The following is an 18,364-nucleotide window of genomic DNA, read 5'->3' as shown; positions in this document are numbered from 1 at the left end:
TGAGCAGATCGCCACCAGTTCCTGACCCGCGCGGGCACACACGGCGCCGCCGCCATCGACGCGGTCCTCGCGCAACTCGGCCCGGACAGTGCCGGGTCCGGACAATGGCCCGCAGCAGTCCCGGCTCAGGCGCAACGTCCCGGGGAAGTCCCACGAGTGCTGCCGCCCCCTTTCGAGCCGGCATTTTGCCTGGCCAGGAAGGGGGTGGCGGCATCTGTCGATCAAATGTCCCGGAAGATCTCGATCTGCGCCCCCACGGAGTTGAGGCGCTCCGCGAGCTCCTCGTAACCGCGGTTGATCACATACACGTTGCGCAGTACGGACGTGCCCTCCGCCGCCATCATGGCGAGCAGCACCACCACCGCGGGCCGCAGTGCGGGCGGGCACATCATCTCGGCGGCGCGCCACCGGGTCGGGCCCTCGACCAGCACCCGGTGCGGGTCCAGGAGTTGGAGCCTGCCGCCGAGGCGGTTCAGGTCGGTGAGGTAGATGGCCCGGTTGTCGTAGACCCAGTCGTGGATGAGGGTCTGCCCGTGGGCCGAGGCGGCGATCGCCGCGAAGAAGGGCACATTGTCGATATTGAGCCCGGGGAACGGCATGGGGTGGATCTTGTCGATCGGCGCCTCCAGTTTGGAGGGCCGGACCGTGAGGTCGACCAGTCGGGTACGGCCGTTGTCGGCGGCGTACTCCGTCGTACGGCCGCAGTCGACGCCCATCTCCTCGAGGACCGCGAGCTCGATCTCCAGGAACTCGATCGGCACCCGGCGTATCGTCAGTTCGGACTCCGTCACCACGGCTGCGGCGAGGAGGCTCATCGCCTCGACCGGGTCCTCGGACGGGGAGTAGTCGACGTCCACGTCGATGTGCGGAACTCCGTGCACGGTCAGTGTGGTCGTGCCGATGCCGTCCACGCGTATGCCCAGTGCCTCCAGGAAGAAGCAGAGGTCCTGGACCATGTAGTTGGAGGACGCGTTGCGGATGACGGTCGTGCCGTCGTGCCGGGCGGCGGCCAGCAGCGCGTTCTCGGTGACGGTGTCGCCGCGCTCGGTCAGCACTATGGGGCGGCCGGGGGTGACCGAGTGGTCGACCTGGGCGTGGTAGATGCCCTCGGTCGCGGCGATCTCCAGACCGAAGCGGCGCAGCGCGATCATGTGCGGCTCGATGGTCCGCGTACCGAGGTCGCAGCCACCCGCGTACGGGAGCTTGAAGCGGTCCATGCGGTGCAGCAGCGGGCCGAGGAACATGATGATGGAACGGGTCCGGCGGGCGGCGTCCGCGTCGATGGCGTCCATGTTCAGCCGGGCGGGCGGGACGATCTCCAGATCGGTTCCCTCGTTGATCCACCGGGCCCGCACGCCGATGGAGTTCAGCACCTCCAGGAGGCGGTAGACCTCTTCGATCCGGGCCACGCGGCGCAGCACCGTACGGCCCTTGTTGAGCAACGAGGCGCAGAGCAGTGCCACGCACGCGTTCTTGCTCGTCTTGACGTCGATGGAGCCCGAGAGCCGGCGGCCGCCGACCACCCGCAGGTGCATGGGACCGGCGTAGCCGAGCGAAACGATCTCGCTGTCGAGTGCCTCACCGATGCGCGCGATCATCTCAAGGCTGATGTTTTGATTGCCGCGCTCGATGCGGTTCACGGCGCTCTGGCTGGTGGCGAGCGCCTCGGCGAGCTGACTCTGTGTCCAGCCCCGATGCTGACGGGCGTCACGGATGAGCTTGCCGATGCGTACGAGGTAATCGTCTGACATGGCGAAAGGCTATCTCAGATATGAGATGGGACCTGTGTCGGGGTGTGGTGTTCGGGTGACGCTCGGGCGTGTCGGCGCGGCAGTTGCAGGTCAGGCCTGTATGAAAAGCGCGGGTCCGGTGTGGGCCGTGCGTTCCATGGTCCACCCGGATCGCCGCGACCGCGCGCGGTGTGCGTCCGTACGGGTACGGACGTCGTCTCTTGGTCGTCGTGTCCCGGCCGTCGCCGTACGGCCGTCGTCTTGCGGTGGTCAGTCCTCGAAGCCGCCGCTGCGCAGGATGCTGTCGATGCGGGCGCGATGTGCCGCCTCCCACGTGTCGAGGGATTCGCCGGCCTCCTTGGCCGCCTTCGTCCGCGCGTCGAGGAGCACCTGTTCGTGCCCGGCGCGGGGAACGACCACGATGCCCTCTTCGTCCGCCACCACGATGTCGCCGGCGTCCACGTCCACCCCACCGCACCGCACAGGGCCGTTGAGCGGACCGACGGCCTTCTTGGTTCCGGGGATCGGGATGACGCCCCTGGCGAAGACGGGGAAGCCCATCTCGCGCACCTCGGCGAGGTCGCGGATCACGCCGTCGGTCACGAACGCGGCGATGCCCCGGCGTTGGGCGACGGCACAGACGTTGCCGCCCGCGAGCGCGTAGTCCACGTCACCCGACTCCACGACGATGACGGTGCCGGGCTCCGCGCGATGGATGGGCCGCATGCAGCATGAGGTTGTCGCCCGGGGGGCACCGCACGGTGAACGCCGGGCCGGCGACCCGCGGTACCGAGGGCCGCAGCGGCCGGATGCCGATGTCCATGACCTGCCCACGCCCCAGGAGATCGGCGAGGGTGGTCGGGGAGATGTCCTTGAACTCGCTCACGTCGTTCATGTTCCTCCGTCGTCCGGGCCCGCACGTCAGGTGTCGTACAGGCCGTCCCAGGGAGCGTAGAAGCCGAGGTGGTCGGGGTAGAGCTCGACCCAGTCGTCCTCGTCCTCGCCGCACTCGTCCTCGCCGCCGTCGTGGCGTTCGACGACCAGCCCGAAGAGCACGCCGTCGACCGTCAGCCGGAAGGGCCGGATCGCGATGTCCCCGTACTCGCGCCCGGGAAGACCGTCGAGGAGCGCTGTCATCCGTGACTGTGCCCGCGCCATGACGGAGTCCTCGCCCTGCGGGTGTCGTTGCTGCTCGGCGTATGTTCCGGCGCACCGGATGTCCGAGTCGATGTGCCGGCCCTCGTGGTCGAACCGGTGGAGGACGGTGTAGAGGCGCTTGTGTTCCTCCCAGCCGTCGTCGACCGTGAACCCGTCCGGGAAGGCGTAGGTGATCGAGGCCAGGAACTGTCCGCCCGCGTACCGCCCGATGGTGTCGGTGCGGTAGTCCGGCTCGTGGGCGATGGGGATGATCGCTGGGACTGCCATGGCGAAACCATAGATACGGCATCGGACTTGCCCGCATCCGGGGCGGCGGATCCGGCCACGGCCGGCCGGATCCGCCGACGGTTCTCAGGCGTTGACAGGACCGCGCGGCTCGCGCCACATGGCCCACAGCGTCGGCCCGTCCTGCGGCAGCCGGACCTCCTCGCGCACGGTGAAGCCGAAGTGTTCGTAGAAGGGGAGGTTGGAGGCCTTGGAGGACTCCAGGTAGGCGGGCAGGCCCGCCGCGTCGGCCTTGGCCAGCCCCGAGCGCAGCAGGGCGGCCCCCTGGCCCTTTCCCTGGGCGGCGGGGTCGGCGCCGATCAACGCCAGGTACCAGTGCGGTTCCTCGGGCGTGTGCGTGGCGGCCGTCTCGACGGTGTCCTTGAACAGTCCGGCCCGGTCGCCGAGGATGTTCAGCAGCTCCTCGATGGTCTCCGCGTCCGGAACGGCCTTGGCCTGCGCCTCCGGCGGCACCCAGAACGCCGCCGCGGACTCGGTGCGCTCGCACACGCTGCTGTGGACGTACTGCCGGGTGAAGATCGTGGTGAAGTAACTGACCAGTGACGCCTGGCGCGAGGAGTCGTCGGGGAAGAACGAGCGCATCATCGGGTCGTCGTCGAAGGCGAGGGCCAGGGAACGGCTGATCTGCGGGGCGTCGTCGACCGTTGCCGTTTTCGGCGTATTCGTTATCGGCATACGGACATTCTGCATTTGGTGATCTTCGACGGCGGAGCGGGGTGGCGAGTGGCAGGGAGCTGCGCGGGATCGTGGCGGCGGAGATCGAGTCGGCCGCGCCCGCACTCGAACGCGGCGTCGCCGTACCGGACATCGTCCCGGCACTTCTGCGGGTCGTGCGCGAGGCGGACGCCGACCTCGGACTCCGTCTGTTCCTGTGCGGCGACTGCTGGACTCCGCGCTGTCCGACGAGGCGGTCACCGTGCTGTGGCGGACCGCTTCGGGGCGGTCCTGCGTCGACGAGGCGTTCGACGCCGACGGGCGGACATGGCTGGAGCAGGTCGCCCAGGCGTGCCGGGAGCGCCTGGCGGAGATCGATCCCGTCTGCACGCCCTATCTGTCCCCGGCCCGGACCGACCTGGCGGAGACCGTGCTGAGGGAGGTCCGTGAGGCCACGCGCACCGAGGCGGTCGAGGTGCGGGGCGTGGTGCGGGTGCTGGAGGACGTGGTCACCACCGTGGACCCGGACCTGGGATTCCGCCTGCTCCTGGAGATCCTCTTCGCGTACGACGTCCCCGTCACCGACGCCCAGCGTGTCCGCTACCAGGCGCTCGCCGAACGGCTCGGATACAGCGCGGACCACCTCGACGACCAGCTGCCCCGCCGACCGGAGTGATCCGCCCGGCCACCGCGCGGCTCGGCGAGCTCATCGTCACCGCCCGAACCGCGGCGCGGGAGATCGGTGGCTGTCCTTTGACCGTGAAGTTGGTCGTCTTGGTCGCGCTGACCTGCCACGACTAAGTTGGTTGGCAAAAGATCACGTGAGATGGGCCGCGGTGTCGACGGTCACGTGGGCAGGTCAGTCCCAGTCGGACGCCGGCTGATCGACTCGGCCGCCTGTGTGCGGTGTGGGGATGTTGTCCTTCGCACCGTCGGGCAGTTCGGCGACACATGCCGACGAGCAGGCGCTGACCAGCAGAGGAAGCACGTCGGTGGCCACGCGTAGCGAGATCCATACCTGGTGGAATCCGCTCTGTGCGATCGGATGGTTGCAGACACTGCAGCGATGGATGGCGGTGATGCCCCATCGCCGGGGATCCAGGTTCTCCAGATCGAGGTCCGCGACGGAGTCCTGGGCAGGCTGAAGCCTTGGGAAGGGTGGCCGCAGCTTCTCGTTGCCGAACAACGCGCGCGTGCTCACTGTGCTGCGGGTCAGCTTCTGGCATCGGTGAGAGCCGCCGCTGAAGATGAGACTTGACATGCCCTCTGACCTGGCCACTGTTGATTTGATGAATATCTAATCGAGGCCATTCTGGGGCATGGGAAATGAGAGTGGAGCTGACCAGGGGGTTCTCGCTGCGTGTGAGCTCAGATCGCCATCACGCCGCCGCTGTTGTCGTGGACGATGGCCTGCCACTCCAGCACCGGGCAGGCAGCGACCAGCAACGTGTCCAGCCCGTCCACGCCGCTCGCGGTGACGCGGCCCATTGCCTCGTCGTGGACGGGGAAGTTGCCCTGCAGCGCGTCGCAGTGACCGCAGCCGTTGGACAACTGCCGCTCGCGCATGGTCCTGCTGTAGCGGCTCTTGGCACCGCACTTCCCAGCTTCCGTCGAGGCCCTTGCCGAGAAACCCGCCGCCCGCCGACACCCACACCGAGCACCTGCCCGCGAACCAATTCTCCACGCCACTCCCTTCCGGCTACGTTTCCGCACCGGCTCCATTCGAGGGGCCATTTTCGACGCCCCCGCCATCGGGCACGGGCGTTGCTCGAGATGGTCTGTTTCAGGATGCCTTTTGGTCGGCGGGCTTCTCGATCTCGGTGGTCACCCGTGCCCCTCGGAAGAGCGCCGGGAGCCACAGGAGACATGCCAGCAGGGGGACCGCGGCGTAGGTGGCCATGCCCACACTGGAGCCCAACCCGTCCATGAGCGCGCCGAGGACGAGATAGCCGATGCCGATGAGCGCCGACTCCACGAATGCGATCATCGACAGCAGGCTCGCCCGGTGGCGCGACGGCACTGCCTCGTTGAACACGTTGTCCACGATCACGGCGGTGATCTCGGGAATTCCGACCAGGACCAGGAACGCGGCGATGGTGACCCAGACAAGGCCGAGGCCGCTCAGGCCGAGCGCCACGGCGAGCGTCAGGAGAGACACCGGGACGATGACCCGATACCCGATGCGCCGGTCCGCGCGGTCCGACAGCAACGGAGTGAGCCCGCCGGCGAAGAATCCCGCCGATATGACCACGCTGACCAATGCGGTGCCCGCTCCCTGATCGGAGAGGGTCTTCTGCGTAAAAATGATGTACGGCGTCAAAGTCGCATGCATCAATCCGGACACCACGACAAGCGTCACGAGCGCCGGCGTGGCGACCCGAAGCATCGCCCGCCATGCTGTGGCGTCGCCGTGCTCCTCCTCGGCTCCGTCCTGCTCGTCCACCGCGTCCGCGCCGCGGATCTCGGGCACCCGTGACATCAGCACCACCACGGCCAGGACGAGGCACGCCGCCGAACCGACGTAGACGACTCCCCAGGAAATCTGCTGCAGTTGGCCGCCGAAGACGATGGCGGCTCCCGAGGTGACCGTCCCGAGCATGGTGAACCGGGACTTGATCTTGACGTAGCTGGCCCTTGCACCACGACGCACGAGCAGGTCGTACAGCAGGGCGGTGTCCGAACCGGACACACATGCCATGCCCACGCCCTGCCCGATGAACAGCGTCAGGAACACCCAGTAGTTGGAGAACGCCACCTGACCGAGCAGACATCCAGCTATCAGCACCTGGCCGATCACGATGCTGGCACGCCTGCCGATTCGGTCGGCGATGACTCCCGTCGGCAACTCCGCAAGTCCGCTGACCAGGTAGAGCAGTGTCTGCAGTAGGGCCACTTGCCCGGCGGAGAAGCCTCGCTGATAAAGGAAGAGGACGAATACGCCGCGCTGGAACAGCGTGTTGGCGAGCACGGCGTATACGTAGAACGGGCGCGTGACGCTTCGTGCTGCATCGTCGACTGCAGCCGACCCGCCAAGGGCCTCCGTGGTGCCGGTCATGCTGCGGGCTCCCTCTGGTGACTCCGGTGATCATTAGTGTTGGACCTCCGCCGCCGAGATGACGATGCGTCGGCGGGGACCAAGACGCGTGTCGTCGACGGAGATGAACGCCGGACCGCGCCGTGCGAGGAGCTGCGCATCAGCTCGCTCGAACGCCTCGCCCGCCCGAGGAGCCGTGACCAGCGCTGATCGCCGTGGCGACACGCGCGCACCCCCCCCCGAAGGCGACCCCATCACTCTCATCTAGGGGTTCACAAGTTCAGGGGTGGTCACGAACGCCTCCAGGGATTGGCGAGCGGGTCGAACAAGCCCAGCGGGATGACCTTGGCCAGGCCGGAGTCCGCATCGTCCTCCGGCGTCGCCTCGGTGACCGGCGGGTCAGGATTCGACCGGTGGGTCGTGGTGGCCCGGGTGCAGGCAGCGACGCGGCGGTCTCGCCGGGAAGCCTCGTACGACTAGGTTCGCTGGCAAGGAAGCCGAAACGACTGGGTCCGCTGCCACACGCCTCGATTGGATGACAGCGGTCAGTGGTGGTGAAGTCGGCCCGGGGCGCGGTTCCGATCTTTCGACCGGCCCGTTTCCCCGGAGCCGCTTCCCGAACCGGGCATGCGACTTGGCACCGCACCCGGCTCTCCACAAGCCCCGAGGGCTTCGTGGTGGTTGTTCTCATCCCGTGGCGTCCCAGGGGGTGGGAATCGTCAGGCCCCGGTAGCGGTAGCGAGTGGTGCCTACCGTGATCGGGTTGAACAACTCCCGGGTCTCCCCGGTCCACCATGATCTACGGCCGCAGTAGCGGCGGAAGATCTTCCTCCGGCCCGTCTTGGGGTGCTTGCGCTGTACCCATCTCCAGACCGTGTGCCACATGTAGTTGCGCAGGTAGGAGAAGGTCGCGTAGGAAACCCCGGGCCGGAAGTAGGCGCACCAGCCCCGCACCGCCGGGTTGATCCGGGCGAGCAGGGCGTCGAGCGGCTGGTTCGTGCCGACCTCCCGGCACAGTGTCTTGACCTTGGCCATGATGGCCCGCAGGGCCTTCTTGGCTGGGTAGGTGTAGACGTAATACCGGTTGGTGCCTGGCTTTCGGTGGCGCTGGATGTGCCAGCCGAGGAAGTCCAGGCCCTGCTCGATGTGGGTGATCAGAGTCTTCTCCTGGGACAGGCGCAGGCCCATCGTGGTGAGGACTTCGGCGATCTCTTCGCGTAGCGTTTCGGCGTCTGCCTTGGTGCCGTGAACCATCAGGCACCAGTCGTCCGCGTACCGGACCAGCCGGTAGTTGGGCAGACCTCGGCGTCGACGCCTGCGGCGCTCGTTGAGATCAGTTCCGGCGCCTCCCGGGGCCTGGGCGATGTGCTCGTCCAGGACCGAGAGCGCGACGTTGCTGAGCAACGGCGAAAGGATCGAACCCTGCGGGGTGCCGGTGTCGTTGTCCCGCAGCAGGCCGTCCTCACTGAGGATGCCCGCCTTGAGGAACGCCTTCACCAGGGCCAGGACGCGTTTGTCCCCGACGCGTGCCCGCACCCGCTCCATGAGAGCGGTGTGCGAGATCTCGTCGAAGCAGGCCTTGATGTCGCCTTCCACGATCCACTCGTACTTCTTGGACGTGAGCAGACGCACCTCTGCCACCGCGTCGTGAGCCCGGCGATTCGGGCGGAACCCGTAGGAGCACGGGAGGAAGTCCGCCTCGAAAATCGGCTCCAGCACCAGCTTCAAGGATGCCTGCACCACCCGGTCGGTGGTCGTCGCAATCCCCAGACGGCGGAGCTTGCCACCCGTCTTGGGGATCATCCGTTCCCGCACCGGCATGGGCTGGAAACTACGGTCCTTGATCTGCGACCGCAGCACGTCGAGGAACTCCTCGACTCCGACCCGCAACGCGATGGACGACGCCGTGCGTCCGTCCACCCCGGCCGTGCGTGCACCCTTGTTACCCCGCACCCGATCCCAGGCCACCAGCAGGAAGCCGGGATCGGCAACGAGATTGAACAGGTCGTCGAACCTGCGATGAGGATCATCACGAGCCCAACGGTGCAGCTTGGTCTGGATCTTCAGTACCTGACGCTCCGCCTCATACAAGGCGCGCTCCAGCTCGTCGGTATTCACCGGCGACCCTCCCGACATTCCAGTGCTTCGGCCACTGACTTGCTGGCCCCCTTTGCCCTGCGACCGGCTTTCCCGGCCTCCACGACGGGTCGTTACTCCCGCGACTACTACGGGGCCTCCGCCCCACCCACGGCCCTCAGTCGGCAACGGACCTGCCCACCGCCGAACCGGCTGTCCGGCGGCTCGGGCGACCGCGGATGGTTCCCACGTTCACCACGCAATCGATCGGTCAGGGAGGTGCCCAGCTCTACACCGGCAGCATCGCCACGCCTACGCCGCAGGCTTTCAACGTGGCCTCCCCACCGGAACAGGAAATCCGGCTTCGGAGTTAACCCACCCGTCCGAGGACACGCAGGTCACGCGCTGCATACCGGCCCGTATCCACCAGGTTTGAGCCGGCTCAATGCTTACGGAGCTTCAACCACTGGTTCGCTTTCGCTACACCTTCTGACCTCGCTAGACGGGCCCGCACCGTCCGGTAGTCCCGGCACGTCCCGCCGTTGTCGGGGCCGCTTGCCACCCTCCCCGGCGTTCCCCGGGTCAGGCTGCCCCCAGCTTCACCAGGCCGCTGCGACGACCCGGCAGTGGTGGTCTTTCACCTCCACTCGATTGCATAGCGCCTCGTGGCGCACACCCGTTTCACTGAAGCTTGACCAGTCTCAGTGAAGTTTGACCGGAACGCCGGCTGCTGCTCTGCGGCTGGTTCAGTCGGTGGAACTCTCCGCTGGGGGCCACGGCCCCTCGAAGGCCGGCCCGCAGTCGTGCGGCAGGTGGGCCACCACCAACGCGGCCGCCTCATTCGGTGTGAGTGACTCGCCCAGGACACGCGGCGACGCACCCAGTGGCGCGTACACGATGCACGATTGAGCGTCGCCGACGATGAACGGCAGGTCGTTGCTCCATGGGAAGTGCGTGTTGCGGTGAAAGGTGAGCGCCCCGTGGCTCGGAAACGGGAACAAGGCCCGCAGCCGAGGTTCGGCGTAGGCGGCCTCTATGACTGCAGGCTCTCCCCGCCGCGCCGTGGGATGCCCCTCCAGCATGAGCCGCCAGGTCTTCTCGACAACCGTCTCCTCAGTCATCCCGCGATCATGACGTCTGTACTCGGCCAGGACAAACCTCTCCATCCGATGGTCAAACTTCGATGAGACTCACCAAACTTCGCTGAGACAGGTCAAGTGGCGCCCGCGCATGACCGTGCGACGGTGATGTACTAGAGTTATCTCGACATCGAGATATATGCCGAAGGCGCACCGCAGTCCGCCAGTCGGTAAGGGTTACCTAACTAAGCCTTACCTTAGCGGATGGTCGAGGGGCCGTAGGCGGCACCACGCGGCGCCCGCCGTAATGAGGCGCGGCGCGGAGTACGCGCACATTGATGAAGGAGACTGTCGTGTCGGCGAACAGCTTCGACGCCCGCAGCACGCTGCGCGTGGGCGACGAGTCGTACGAGATCTTCAAGCTGGACAAGGTCGAGGGCTCCGCGCGCCTCCCTTACAGCCTGAAGGTGCTGCTGGAGAACCTGCTCCGCACCGAGGACGGCGCGAACATCACCGCCGATCACATCCGGGCGCTCGGTGGCTGGGACTCCCAGGCACAGCCCAGCCAGGAGATCCAGTTCACGCCGGCCCGCGTGATCATGCAGGACTTCACCGGTGTGCCGTGCGTCGTGGACCTCGCCACCATGCGCGAGGCCGTCAAGGAGCTGGGTGGCGACCCGGCCAAGATCAACCCCCTCGCCCCGGCCGAGCTGGTCATCGACCACTCCGTCATCGCCGACAAGTTCGGCACCAACGACGCGTTCGCGCAGAACGTCGAGCTGGAGTACGGCCGCAACAAGGAGCGCTACCAGTTCCTGCGCTGGGGCCAGACCGCCTTCGACGAGTTCAAGGTCGTCCCCCCGGGCACCGGCATCGTCCACCAGGTCAACATCGAGCACCTGGCCCGTACGGTCATGGTCCGGGGCGGCCAGGCGTACCCCGACACCCTCGTCGGCACCGACTCGCACACCACCATGGTCAACGGCCTCGGTGTGCTGGGCTGGGGTGTCGGTGGCATCGAGGCCGAGGCCGCGATGCTCGGCCAGCCGGTCTCCATGCTCATCCCGCGCGTCGTCGGCTTCAAGCTGACCGGCGAGCTCCCGGCCGGCACCACCGCCACCGACCTGGTGCTGACCATCACCGAGATGCTCCGCAAGCACGGTGTCGTCGGCAAGTTCGTCGAGTTCTACGGTGAGGGCGTCGCCGCCACCTCCCTCGCGAACCGCGCCACCATCGGCAACATGTCGCCGGAGTTCGGCTCCACCGCCGCGATCTTCCCGATCGACGACGAGACGCTGAAGTACCTGCGTCTGACCGGCCGTGACGAGCAGCAGGTCGCGCTCGTCGAGGCGTACGCCAAGGAGCAGGGCCTCTGGCTCGACCCGGCCGCCGAGCCGGACTTCTCCGAGAAGCTGGAGCTGGACCTGTCGACGGTCGTCCCGTCGATCGCCGGCCCGAAGCGCCCGCAGGACCGCATCATCCTCGCGAACGCCAAGGCGCAGTTCGCCCAGGACGTGCGCAACTACGTCTCGGACGACGAGGAGTCGGGCAAGGAGTCCTTCCCGGCCTCCGACTCCCCGGCCGCCCACAACGGCGTCCCGTCGAACCCGACCACGGTCACGGCCCCCGACGGCACGACGTACGAGATCGACCACGGCGCCGTCACCGTCGCCGCGATCACCTCCTGCACCAACACCTCGAACCCCTACGTCATGGTCGCCGCGGCGCTCGTGGCGAAGAAGGCGGTCGAGAAGGGCCTGACCCGCAAGCCGTGGGTCAAGACCACCCTCGCCCCGGGCTCGAAGGTCGTCACCGACTACTTCGACAAGGCGGGCCTGACCCCGTACCTCGACAAGGTCGGCTTCAACCTCGTCGGCTACGGCTGCACCACCTGCATCGGCAACTCCGGTCCGCTGCCGGAGGAGGTCTCCAAGGCGGTCAACGAGCACGACCTGGCCGTGACCTCGGTGCTCTCCGGCAACCGTAACTTCGAGGGCCGGATCAACCCCGACGTCAAGATGAACTACCTGGCGTCCCCGCCGCTGGTCGTCGCGTACGCCATCGCCGGTTCGATGAAGGTGGACATCACCAAGGACGCCCTGGGCATCGACCAGGACGGCAAGCCGGTCTACCTCACCGACATCTGGCCCACCGAGGCCGAGGTGAACGACGTCGTCGCCAACTCCATCGGCGAGGACATGTTCAACAAGTCCTACCAGGACGTCTTCGCGGGCGACGCCCAGTGGCAGGCGCTGTCGATCCCGACCGGCAACACCTTCGAATGGGACCCGCAGTCCACCTACGTGCGCAAGCCCCCGTACTTCGAGGGCATGACGATGGAGACGACCCCGGTCGCCGACATCACCGGCGCCCGGGTGCTCGCCAAGCTGGCCGACTCGGTCACCACCGACCACATCTCCCCGGCCGGTGCGATCAAGGCCGACACCCCGGCCGGCAAGTACCTCACGGAGCACGGCGTCGAGCGCCGTGACTTCAACTCCTACGGCTCGCGCCGGGGCAACCACGAGGTCATGATCCGCGGCACCTTCGCGAACATCCGCCTGCGCAACCAGATCGCCCCGGGCACCGAGGGTGGCTTCACCCGCGACTTCACCCAGGCGGACGCTCCGGTGTCGTTCATCTACGACGCCTCGCAGAACTACCAGGCCGCCGGCACCCCGCTGGTCATCCTGGCGGGCAAGGAGTACGGCTCGGGCTCGTCCCGCGACTGGGCCGCCAAGGGCACCGCGCTTCTCGGCGTCAAGGCCGTCATCGCCGAGTCCTACGAGCGCATCCACCGCTCGAACCTCATCGGCATGGGCGTCCTCCCGCTCCAGTTCCCGGAGGGCGCGACCGCCGAGTCCCTCGGCCTGACCGGCGAGGAGGCCTTCTCCTTCACCGGCGTGACCGAGCTGAACAACGGCACCACGCCGCGCACGGTCAAGGTGACCACCGACACCGGTGTGGAGTTCGACGCGGTCGTCCGCATCGACACCCCCGGTGAGGCGGACTACTACCGCAACGGCGGCATCATGCAGTACGTGCTGCGCAACCTGATCCGCAAGTAGTCGCGAGACAGGCAGCAGAGCCGAAGGGCCGCACCCCGGAATTCCGGGGTGCGGCCCTTCGCGCGTCCTCCGAACCGGTCCCTGCCGCTTGATGCTCCGCACGAAGGCCGCCCGACTCGCGGTTCCCGGACTGGGCCGGACTGCCCGTCGAGCCGGTCGTCCCGGTGGGCACGTCCCACGCCATGTACCGGCTCGGCGAGGGCCTGGTGGTGCGGCTGCCCCGTACTGCGGGGACGGCCGGTGAGGAGGTGGAGAAGGAGCAGCGCCGGCTGCCCCGGCTCGCCCCATGGCTTCCCGCCGCGGTCCCCGTGCCGCTGGGCAGGGGCGTGCCCGCGGAGGGCCATTCGTCGTCCTCGCCCTGCTGCGCGGCGGCAGCCGCCGGGAGCTGCACGCCGCGTGACCGGTCGCGGCCCCGCCGGGTCCGGTCCGTCCGGCTGGGGCATTTGACGGAATGTCGCGGACCACCGGGTCGCCGTACCCGGAAACGGGCCACCGCCCGCCGCATCGTGGGTGCACGGAATGCGATGGTGGTCCAGCGGGTTCGCAGAACTGCGAGCTACGCGGAACGAACGGCACAGAGAGCGGATGACACCCATGGGCGAGCTGATCCTGATCCGGCACGGCGAGACGGAGTGGTCGAGGTCCGGGCAGCACACGAGCTACACCGATCTGCCCCTGACCCCCTTCGGGGAACGGCAGGCGCGTGCGCTGGCGCCCCTGCTCGCCGACCGGCGGATCGCGCTCACCCTCGTCAGCCCCGCCGTACGCGCCCGGCGCACCGCCGAGCTCGCCGGACTCGCCGTAGCCCGCATCACACCCGAGCTGCGCGAATGGGACTACGGCGGCTACGAAGGGGTGACCACCGACGAGATCCGCCGCACCCGCCCCGAGTGGAACCTCTGGACCGACGGGGTCGCCCCCGGCCCCGAGGCGCACCCCGGCGAGACCCCGGCCGAGGTCGGGGCCCGCGCCGACCGGGTGCTGGCCGAGGCCGCGGAGGCGGCGGGCCGCGACGCGGACGAGGACATCGCGCTCGTCGCCCACTCCCACTTCCTGCGCGTGCTCACCGCCCGCTACCTCGGCCTGACCCCGGCCGAGGGCACGCTGTTCCAGCTCGCCACGGGCGCTGTCTCCCGGCTCGGCACCGAGCACGGGAAGCCGGTCATCACGGCGTGGAATGTGACATTGCCCGAGAGCCTGTTCCCCCGGGCCGTTCCGGAGACCCCGGAACGGGACTGAGCGGGAGCCTCGCGGCTCCGGAAGCGGACCGACGGCCGGCACCCCGGGCAGGGGTACCGGCCGTCGGCCGTGACGCGGGTGCGACACGGATCAGGAGAGCAACTCCAGTTCCGCGAGCGTGCTTTCACCGTCACCGGCGAACACCAGACGGTAGTGCGCGTACGAGCCCGGCCGGCCCACGGAGAACACCCTCGTCTGCTTGTCCCAGGCGAAGGACTCGGCCGACCGCTTGTCGAGGTCCTGCCAGGTGGTGCCGTCCGACGAGCCCTGGAGGACCCAGCCGGCCGGCGCCCCGGCCGCCTTGTCCGATGTCAGTGTGTACCGGACCGCCTCCGTGGCCGAGGAGACCGGCAGGTCCACCGTGGTGACCTTCGCCGAGGTGGCCGACGTGTTGTCGAACAGGGCGCCGTCGCCCTTCAGCACGTCCGCCTGCGGCGACGCCACCTTGTCGTCCGTGGTGATCGAGGTCGGCGCCGCGTCCTTGCCGGTGCCCCACGACGACGGCTTCGGGCCCATGTCGAAGTCCAGCACACCGCCCTTGGCCAGCAGGTCGTGCGGCAGCGAAGTCGAGGTCCACTTCTTGCCGTTGACCCTCAGGCCCTGCACATAGATGTTCTTCGCGCTGTTCTTCGGCGCCCTGACGACCAGGTCGTGGCCGTTCTCCAGATGGACCGTGGTCTTCTTGAAGAGCGGGGAGCCGATCGCGTACTCGCCACTGCCCATGACCAGCGGGTAGAAGCCGAGCGAGGAGAAGAGGTACCAGGCCGACTGCTCGCCGTTGTCCTCGTCGCCGTGGTAGCCCTGCCCGATGTCACTGCCCGTGTAGAGCCGGCTCAGGACCTCGCGGACCTTCTCCTGCGCCTTCCAGGGCTGCGAGGCCGCGTCGTACATATATGTGACATGGTGCGCGACCTGGTTGCTGTGGCCGTACTGCCCCATCCGTACGTCACGCGCCTCCGTCATCTCGTGGATGACACCGCCGTACGAACCGACGAACTCGGGGCCGGCCGTCTCCGGAGTGGCGAAGTACGTGTCGAGCTTCTTCGCGAGGCCGTCCCGGCCGCCGTACAGGTTCGCCAGACCGCGGCTGTCCTGCGGGGCCGTGAACGCGTACCCCCAGCCGTTCGTCTCCGTGTAGTCGTAGCCCCAGACCCGGGGGTCGTACTTCTCCGACGGGAGCCGCCAGTCGCCCCCGGCGTCCTTGCCCTGGAAGAAGCCGGCCTTGTCGTCGAAGAGCTGGACGTAGTTGCGGGCGCGGTTCCGGAAGTACTCGGACTCCTCCTTGTACCGGGCCTTCTTCGTCTTCTTGTAGAGAGCCCGCCCCATCTGCGCGATGCCGTAGTCGTTGAGGTAGCCCTCCAGCGACCAGGACAGGCCCTCGTGCGTCGAGGTGTCGGCGTAGCCGACGAACGGGGACGTCGCCATGCCCTTGCGGCCGACGCCCGAGGACGGCGGGACCACCGTGGCGTTCTTCAGCGCCGCGTCGTACGCCGCCGCCGCGTCGAACTTCACGCCCTTGACGTAGGCGTCCGCGAACGCGACGTCCGAGGAGGTGCCGGTCATCAGGTCGGAGTAGCCGGGGGAGGACCAGCGGGAGATCCAGCCGCCGTCCTTGTACTGCTGGACGAAGCCGTCCACCATCTCGCCGGCCCTGTCCGGAGTGAGGAGGGAGTACGCCGGCCACGTCGTCCGGTAGGTGTCCCAGAAGCCGTTGTTGACGTACACCTTGCCGTCGACGATCTCCGCCCCGGTGTGCGTCGGCGTGTCGGAGCCGACCTGCGGGGAGAAGGGGCTGGCGTACTTGTCCTTGCCGTCGACCTTCTCGAAGCCCGAGTTCGGATACAGGTACAGCCGGTACAGGCTGGAGTAGAGGGTGGTCAGCTGATCGGCCGTGGCACCCTCGACCTCCACCTTGCCCAGGATGTCGTCCCAGGCCCGCTGCGCCCGGTCCTCGACGCGGCCGAAGGAGCGCGAGGCAGGGATCTCGGCGGCGAGGTTCCGCTTGGCCTGGTCGATGCTGATCAGCGAGGTGGCCAGCCGCAGGCCGACCGTGCGGTCCTTGCCGGCGTCGAAGCGGAGGTAGCCCGTGACGTCGTCGCCACCGCCGCCGGACAGCTTGCCGCTCGCGGTGACCGGGGCGTCGAAGACGCCGTACACGAAGAGGCGGGTGGCGCCGGTCGAGCCGCCGCTCTTGACGTCGGAGAAGCCGGTGAAGGAGCTGGTCCCCGGGTCGAGGGTGAGCCCGCCGTCGTTGGAGACGTTGTCGAAGACGATGCTCGCGTCGTCACCGGGGTAGGTGAACCGCATCCGGGCCGCGTGGTCGGACGGCGTCATCTCGGCCTTGAGGCCGTTGTCGAATGTCACACCGTAGTAGTGCGGCTTCGCCGTCTCGTTCTCGTGGTGGAACGGCAGCGCACGCGCCGTGCGGGAGGCGTCCGGGGTGCCGGAGACCGCCGACGGCATCAGCTGGAAGGTCTGCCGGTCGCCCATCCAGGGGCTCGGTTCATGGCTGGCGCTGAAGGCCTGGAGGGTGGGCAGGTTGTCGTCGTTGTTGCCCCGCGCGTAGTTGTACAGCCAGCTCGTGGATCCGGCGTTGGTGACCGGGGTCCAGAAGTTGAAGCCGTTCGGGACCGCGGTGGCGGGAAAGTTGTTGCCCCGGGAGAAACCACCGCTGGAGTTGGTGCCGCGGACCGTCGACGCGTAGTCGGAGAGGTGGGAGCGGCGCTTCTCGGGCGTCTTCGGGGCGATCTCGATGTCGTCGATCCAGCCCTGGAACTTCGCCGTTCCCTTGGGGGAGTCGTACGCCACCAGGATCCGGTCCACGGTCTTGCCCGCCGCGACCGTGCCGATCGTCGACTCGACCTTGTTCCACTGGTTGACGTACAGCCGCTTGGCATCGGCCTGGCCCTGCGGGGTCAGCAGGCCGCCGTTGCTGTCGGAGGCCCGCAGATCGCTCAGATACGTGCCGTCCGTGAACGCCAGGTCCACCGCGACATGCGTCGCCGGGTAGGAGAGGTCGGTCTCGCCCATCTGGGGATAGACCAGATAGGACAGTGAGGTGTCACGGGTGACAGCCGTGTTCACGTCGAAGACCTTGTTGTACGAGTACGCCCGGCCGTCCGCCTTGTGCGTACCGGCGTATCGCAGGGCCTTCTTCCCGGTGAAGCCCGCGCCCGCCTTCGCGGTGGGGGAGCCGGAGGGGCCGCGATCGGTCTGGCTGCGCATCTCGGCGGGGGCCGGGACCGAGGTGTCGCCGTCGGAGAACTGGACGTCGGCGAGCTGGGTGGCGTCGGAGGCGCCGTTGTTCTTCGTGATCTGGAGGCGGTAGTGCTGGTATGCCGTGTCAGATGTGAAATCGTACGACTTCGTCTGGAACCGCTCGGCGAAGGTCTGACCGGTCCGGGAGTCGAGGTCCTTCCATTTCTTGCCGTCGGTGGAGCCCTGCAGGGTCCAGTCCTTCGGGTCGCGCTCGGCGTGGTCATTGGCCGAAGTCAGCGCGTAGGTCACGACCTTGACCGGTTCGTCGAGATCGAACTCGGCCCAGCCGGTGGGTTCGAAGGCCAGCCACTTGGTGCCGGGCTCCCCGTCGATCAGGTTCTCCTTCACCTCCCCGCCGCCGGTGTTCTCGCCGCTGGCGCGGACGTCCGTCACCTTGTCGGTGATATTGCCCGGTATTCCTGCGGAGAAGCCGCCATCGACACCCGATGACCGCTTCTTACCATCGGGGCCCTCTTCTACGGTGTTGCGCCAGTCCGGCTGCTTTTCATCCGTTTCGAAGGACGAGCTGAATGTCCGGTCCCCCGAGGGGGTCCGGCCCTTTTCGCGCGTACCGGCCGACTGCGCGGCGGCCGCGGTGGGGGCGGTCACGACCAGGACCAGTGAAGCCGCGATCAGTGCGGCCGTACGGCTTTGTCTCTTGCGAGAACCATGTCGGGGCTGCATGTCGAGCCATTCCTCCCGAGGAGTGCACCTGGACAACGTTGTCAGAGAGATGCGCAAGGTCCAGTAGGGAGCCAAGTGCCGCGATGTGTCAAGGGTGTT

Annotated in this window: 12 protein-coding genes and 1 pseudogene; 3 read left to right on the top strand and 10 right to left on the bottom strand. The window is 67.9% G+C overall.

All coding sequences use genetic code 11. From position 1 onward, the window contains the following. Nucleotides 1-221 precede the first annotated feature (221 nt). The 4 genes and pseudogenes from OG520_RS08980 to OG520_RS08965 form a co-directional block, all read right to left on the bottom strand. Complete coding sequence (locus tag OG520_RS08980) at nucleotides 222-1,751, bottom strand: helix-turn-helix domain-containing protein (protein ID WP_399335907.1); 1,530 nt, start codon at nucleotides 1,749-1,751, stop codon at nucleotides 222-224. Nucleotides 1,752-2,000: 249 nt separating this feature from the next. Beyond that, a pseudogene (locus OG520_RS08975) lies at nucleotides 2,001-2,625 on the bottom strand (RraA family protein). A gap of 26 nt (nucleotides 2,626-2,651) precedes the next feature. Further along, entirely contained in the window at nucleotides 2,652-3,155 is a 504-nt protein-coding gene (locus OG520_RS08970) for a hypothetical protein (protein ID WP_406012821.1), read from the bottom strand. 84 nt (nucleotides 3,156-3,239) lie between these two features. Beyond that, entirely contained in the window at nucleotides 3,240-3,848 is a 609-nt protein-coding gene (locus OG520_RS08965) for a GNAT family N-acetyltransferase (RefSeq protein ID WP_406012820.1), read from the bottom strand. A gap of 196 nt (nucleotides 3,849-4,044) precedes the next feature. On the opposite strand from OG520_RS08965, the gene OG520_RS08960 reads away from it, so the two are divergent. Further along, nucleotides 4,045-4,503: a hypothetical protein gene (locus tag OG520_RS08960; RefSeq protein ID WP_406012819.1), complete on the top strand. Its 459-nt coding sequence runs from the start codon at nucleotides 4,045-4,047 to the stop codon at nucleotides 4,501-4,503. 183 nt (nucleotides 4,504-4,686) lie between these two features. On the opposite strand, the gene OG520_RS08955 is transcribed toward OG520_RS08960, so the two are convergent. The 5 genes from OG520_RS08955 to OG520_RS08935 form a co-directional block, all read right to left on the bottom strand. Then, entirely contained in the window at nucleotides 4,687-5,106 is a 420-nt protein-coding gene (locus OG520_RS08955) for a hypothetical protein (protein WP_406012818.1), read from the bottom strand. Between the two features lie 89 nt (nucleotides 5,107-5,195). Then, nucleotides 5,196-5,393 (bottom strand): hypothetical protein, encoded by a 198-nt coding sequence (locus tag OG520_RS08950; protein ID WP_406012817.1) that lies wholly within the window; start codon nucleotides 5,391-5,393, stop codon nucleotides 5,196-5,198. A gap of 217 nt (nucleotides 5,394-5,610) precedes the next feature. Further along, on the bottom strand, nucleotides 5,611-6,882 hold the full coding sequence (locus tag OG520_RS08945; RefSeq protein WP_406012816.1) for an MFS transporter: 1,272 nt from the start codon (nucleotides 6,880-6,882) through the stop codon (nucleotides 5,611-5,613). A gap of 666 nt (nucleotides 6,883-7,548) precedes the next feature. After that, nucleotides 7,549-8,979 carry a group II intron reverse transcriptase/maturase gene (gene ltrA / locus OG520_RS08940; protein ID WP_406012815.1) on the bottom strand — a complete coding sequence of 477 codons (1,431 nt, stop codon included), beginning with the start codon at nucleotides 8,977-8,979 and terminating at the stop codon, nucleotides 7,549-7,551. A 704-nt stretch (nucleotides 8,980-9,683) separates the two neighbouring features. After that, nucleotides 9,684-10,058: a DUF6193 family natural product biosynthesis protein gene (locus tag OG520_RS08935; protein WP_384146839.1), complete on the bottom strand. Its 375-nt coding sequence runs from the start codon at nucleotides 10,056-10,058 to the stop codon at nucleotides 9,684-9,686. 311 nt (nucleotides 10,059-10,369) lie between these two features. On the opposite strand from OG520_RS08935, the gene acnA reads away from it, so the two are divergent. Then, on the top strand, nucleotides 10,370-13,084 hold the full coding sequence (gene acnA / locus OG520_RS08930) for an aconitate hydratase AcnA (RefSeq protein ID WP_406012814.1): 2,715 nt from the start codon (nucleotides 10,370-10,372) through the stop codon (nucleotides 13,082-13,084). A 594-nt stretch (nucleotides 13,085-13,678) separates the two neighbouring features. Beyond that, nucleotides 13,679-14,323 (top strand): histidine phosphatase family protein, encoded by a 645-nt coding sequence (locus OG520_RS08925; protein ID WP_406012813.1) that lies wholly within the window; start codon nucleotides 13,679-13,681, stop codon nucleotides 14,321-14,323. 90 nt (nucleotides 14,324-14,413) lie between these two features. Here the strand turns inward: OG520_RS08925 and OG520_RS08920 are convergent, their stop codons facing one another. After that, nucleotides 14,414-18,265 carry a GH92 family glycosyl hydrolase gene (locus tag OG520_RS08920; RefSeq protein WP_406012812.1) on the bottom strand — a complete coding sequence of 1,284 codons (3,852 nt, stop codon included), beginning with the start codon at nucleotides 18,263-18,265 and terminating at the stop codon, nucleotides 14,414-14,416. Nucleotides 18,266-18,364: the final 99 nt, after the last annotated feature.

The organism is Streptomyces sp. NBC_00984 (assembly GCF_045162475.1).
In the GTDB taxonomy this organism is placed as follows: Bacteria; Actinomycetota; Actinomycetes; order Streptomycetales; family Streptomycetaceae; genus Streptomyces.
The sequence above is the reverse complement of the archived record's forward strand: the minus strand, read 5'-3'. Positions and strand labels throughout refer to the sequence as shown.

What these genes read in the sequence shown, in the direction of transcription:
- OG520_RS08980 (WP_399335907.1), bottom strand. Translation starts at nt 1,751, where the DNA reads ATGTCAGACGATTACCTCGTACGCATCGGCAAGCTCATCCGTGACGCC.
- OG520_RS08920 (WP_406012812.1), bottom strand. Translation starts at nt 18,265, where the DNA reads ATGCAGCCCCGACATGGTTCTCGCAAGAGACAAAGCCGTACGGCCGCA.
- OG520_RS08950 (WP_406012817.1), bottom strand. Translation starts at nt 5,393, where the DNA reads ATGCGCGAGCGGCAGTTGTCCAACGGCTGCGGTCACTGCGACGCGCTG.
- OG520_RS08925 (WP_406012813.1), top strand. Translation starts at nt 13,679, where the DNA reads ATGGGCGAGCTGATCCTGATCCGGCACGGCGAGACGGAGTGGTCGAGG.
- OG520_RS08970 (WP_406012821.1), bottom strand. Translation starts at nt 3,155, where the DNA reads ATGGCAGTCCCAGCGATCATCCCCATCGCCCACGAGCCGGACTACCGC.
- OG520_RS08965 (WP_406012820.1), bottom strand. Translation starts at nt 3,848, where the DNA reads ATGCCGATAACGAATACGCCGAAAACGGCAACGGTCGACGACGCCCCG.
- OG520_RS08935 (WP_384146839.1), bottom strand. Translation starts at nt 10,058, where the DNA reads ATGACTGAGGAGACGGTTGTCGAGAAGACCTGGCGGCTCATGCTGGAG.
- OG520_RS08945 (WP_406012816.1), bottom strand. Translation starts at nt 6,882, where the DNA reads ATGACCGGCACCACGGAGGCCCTTGGCGGGTCGGCTGCAGTCGACGAT.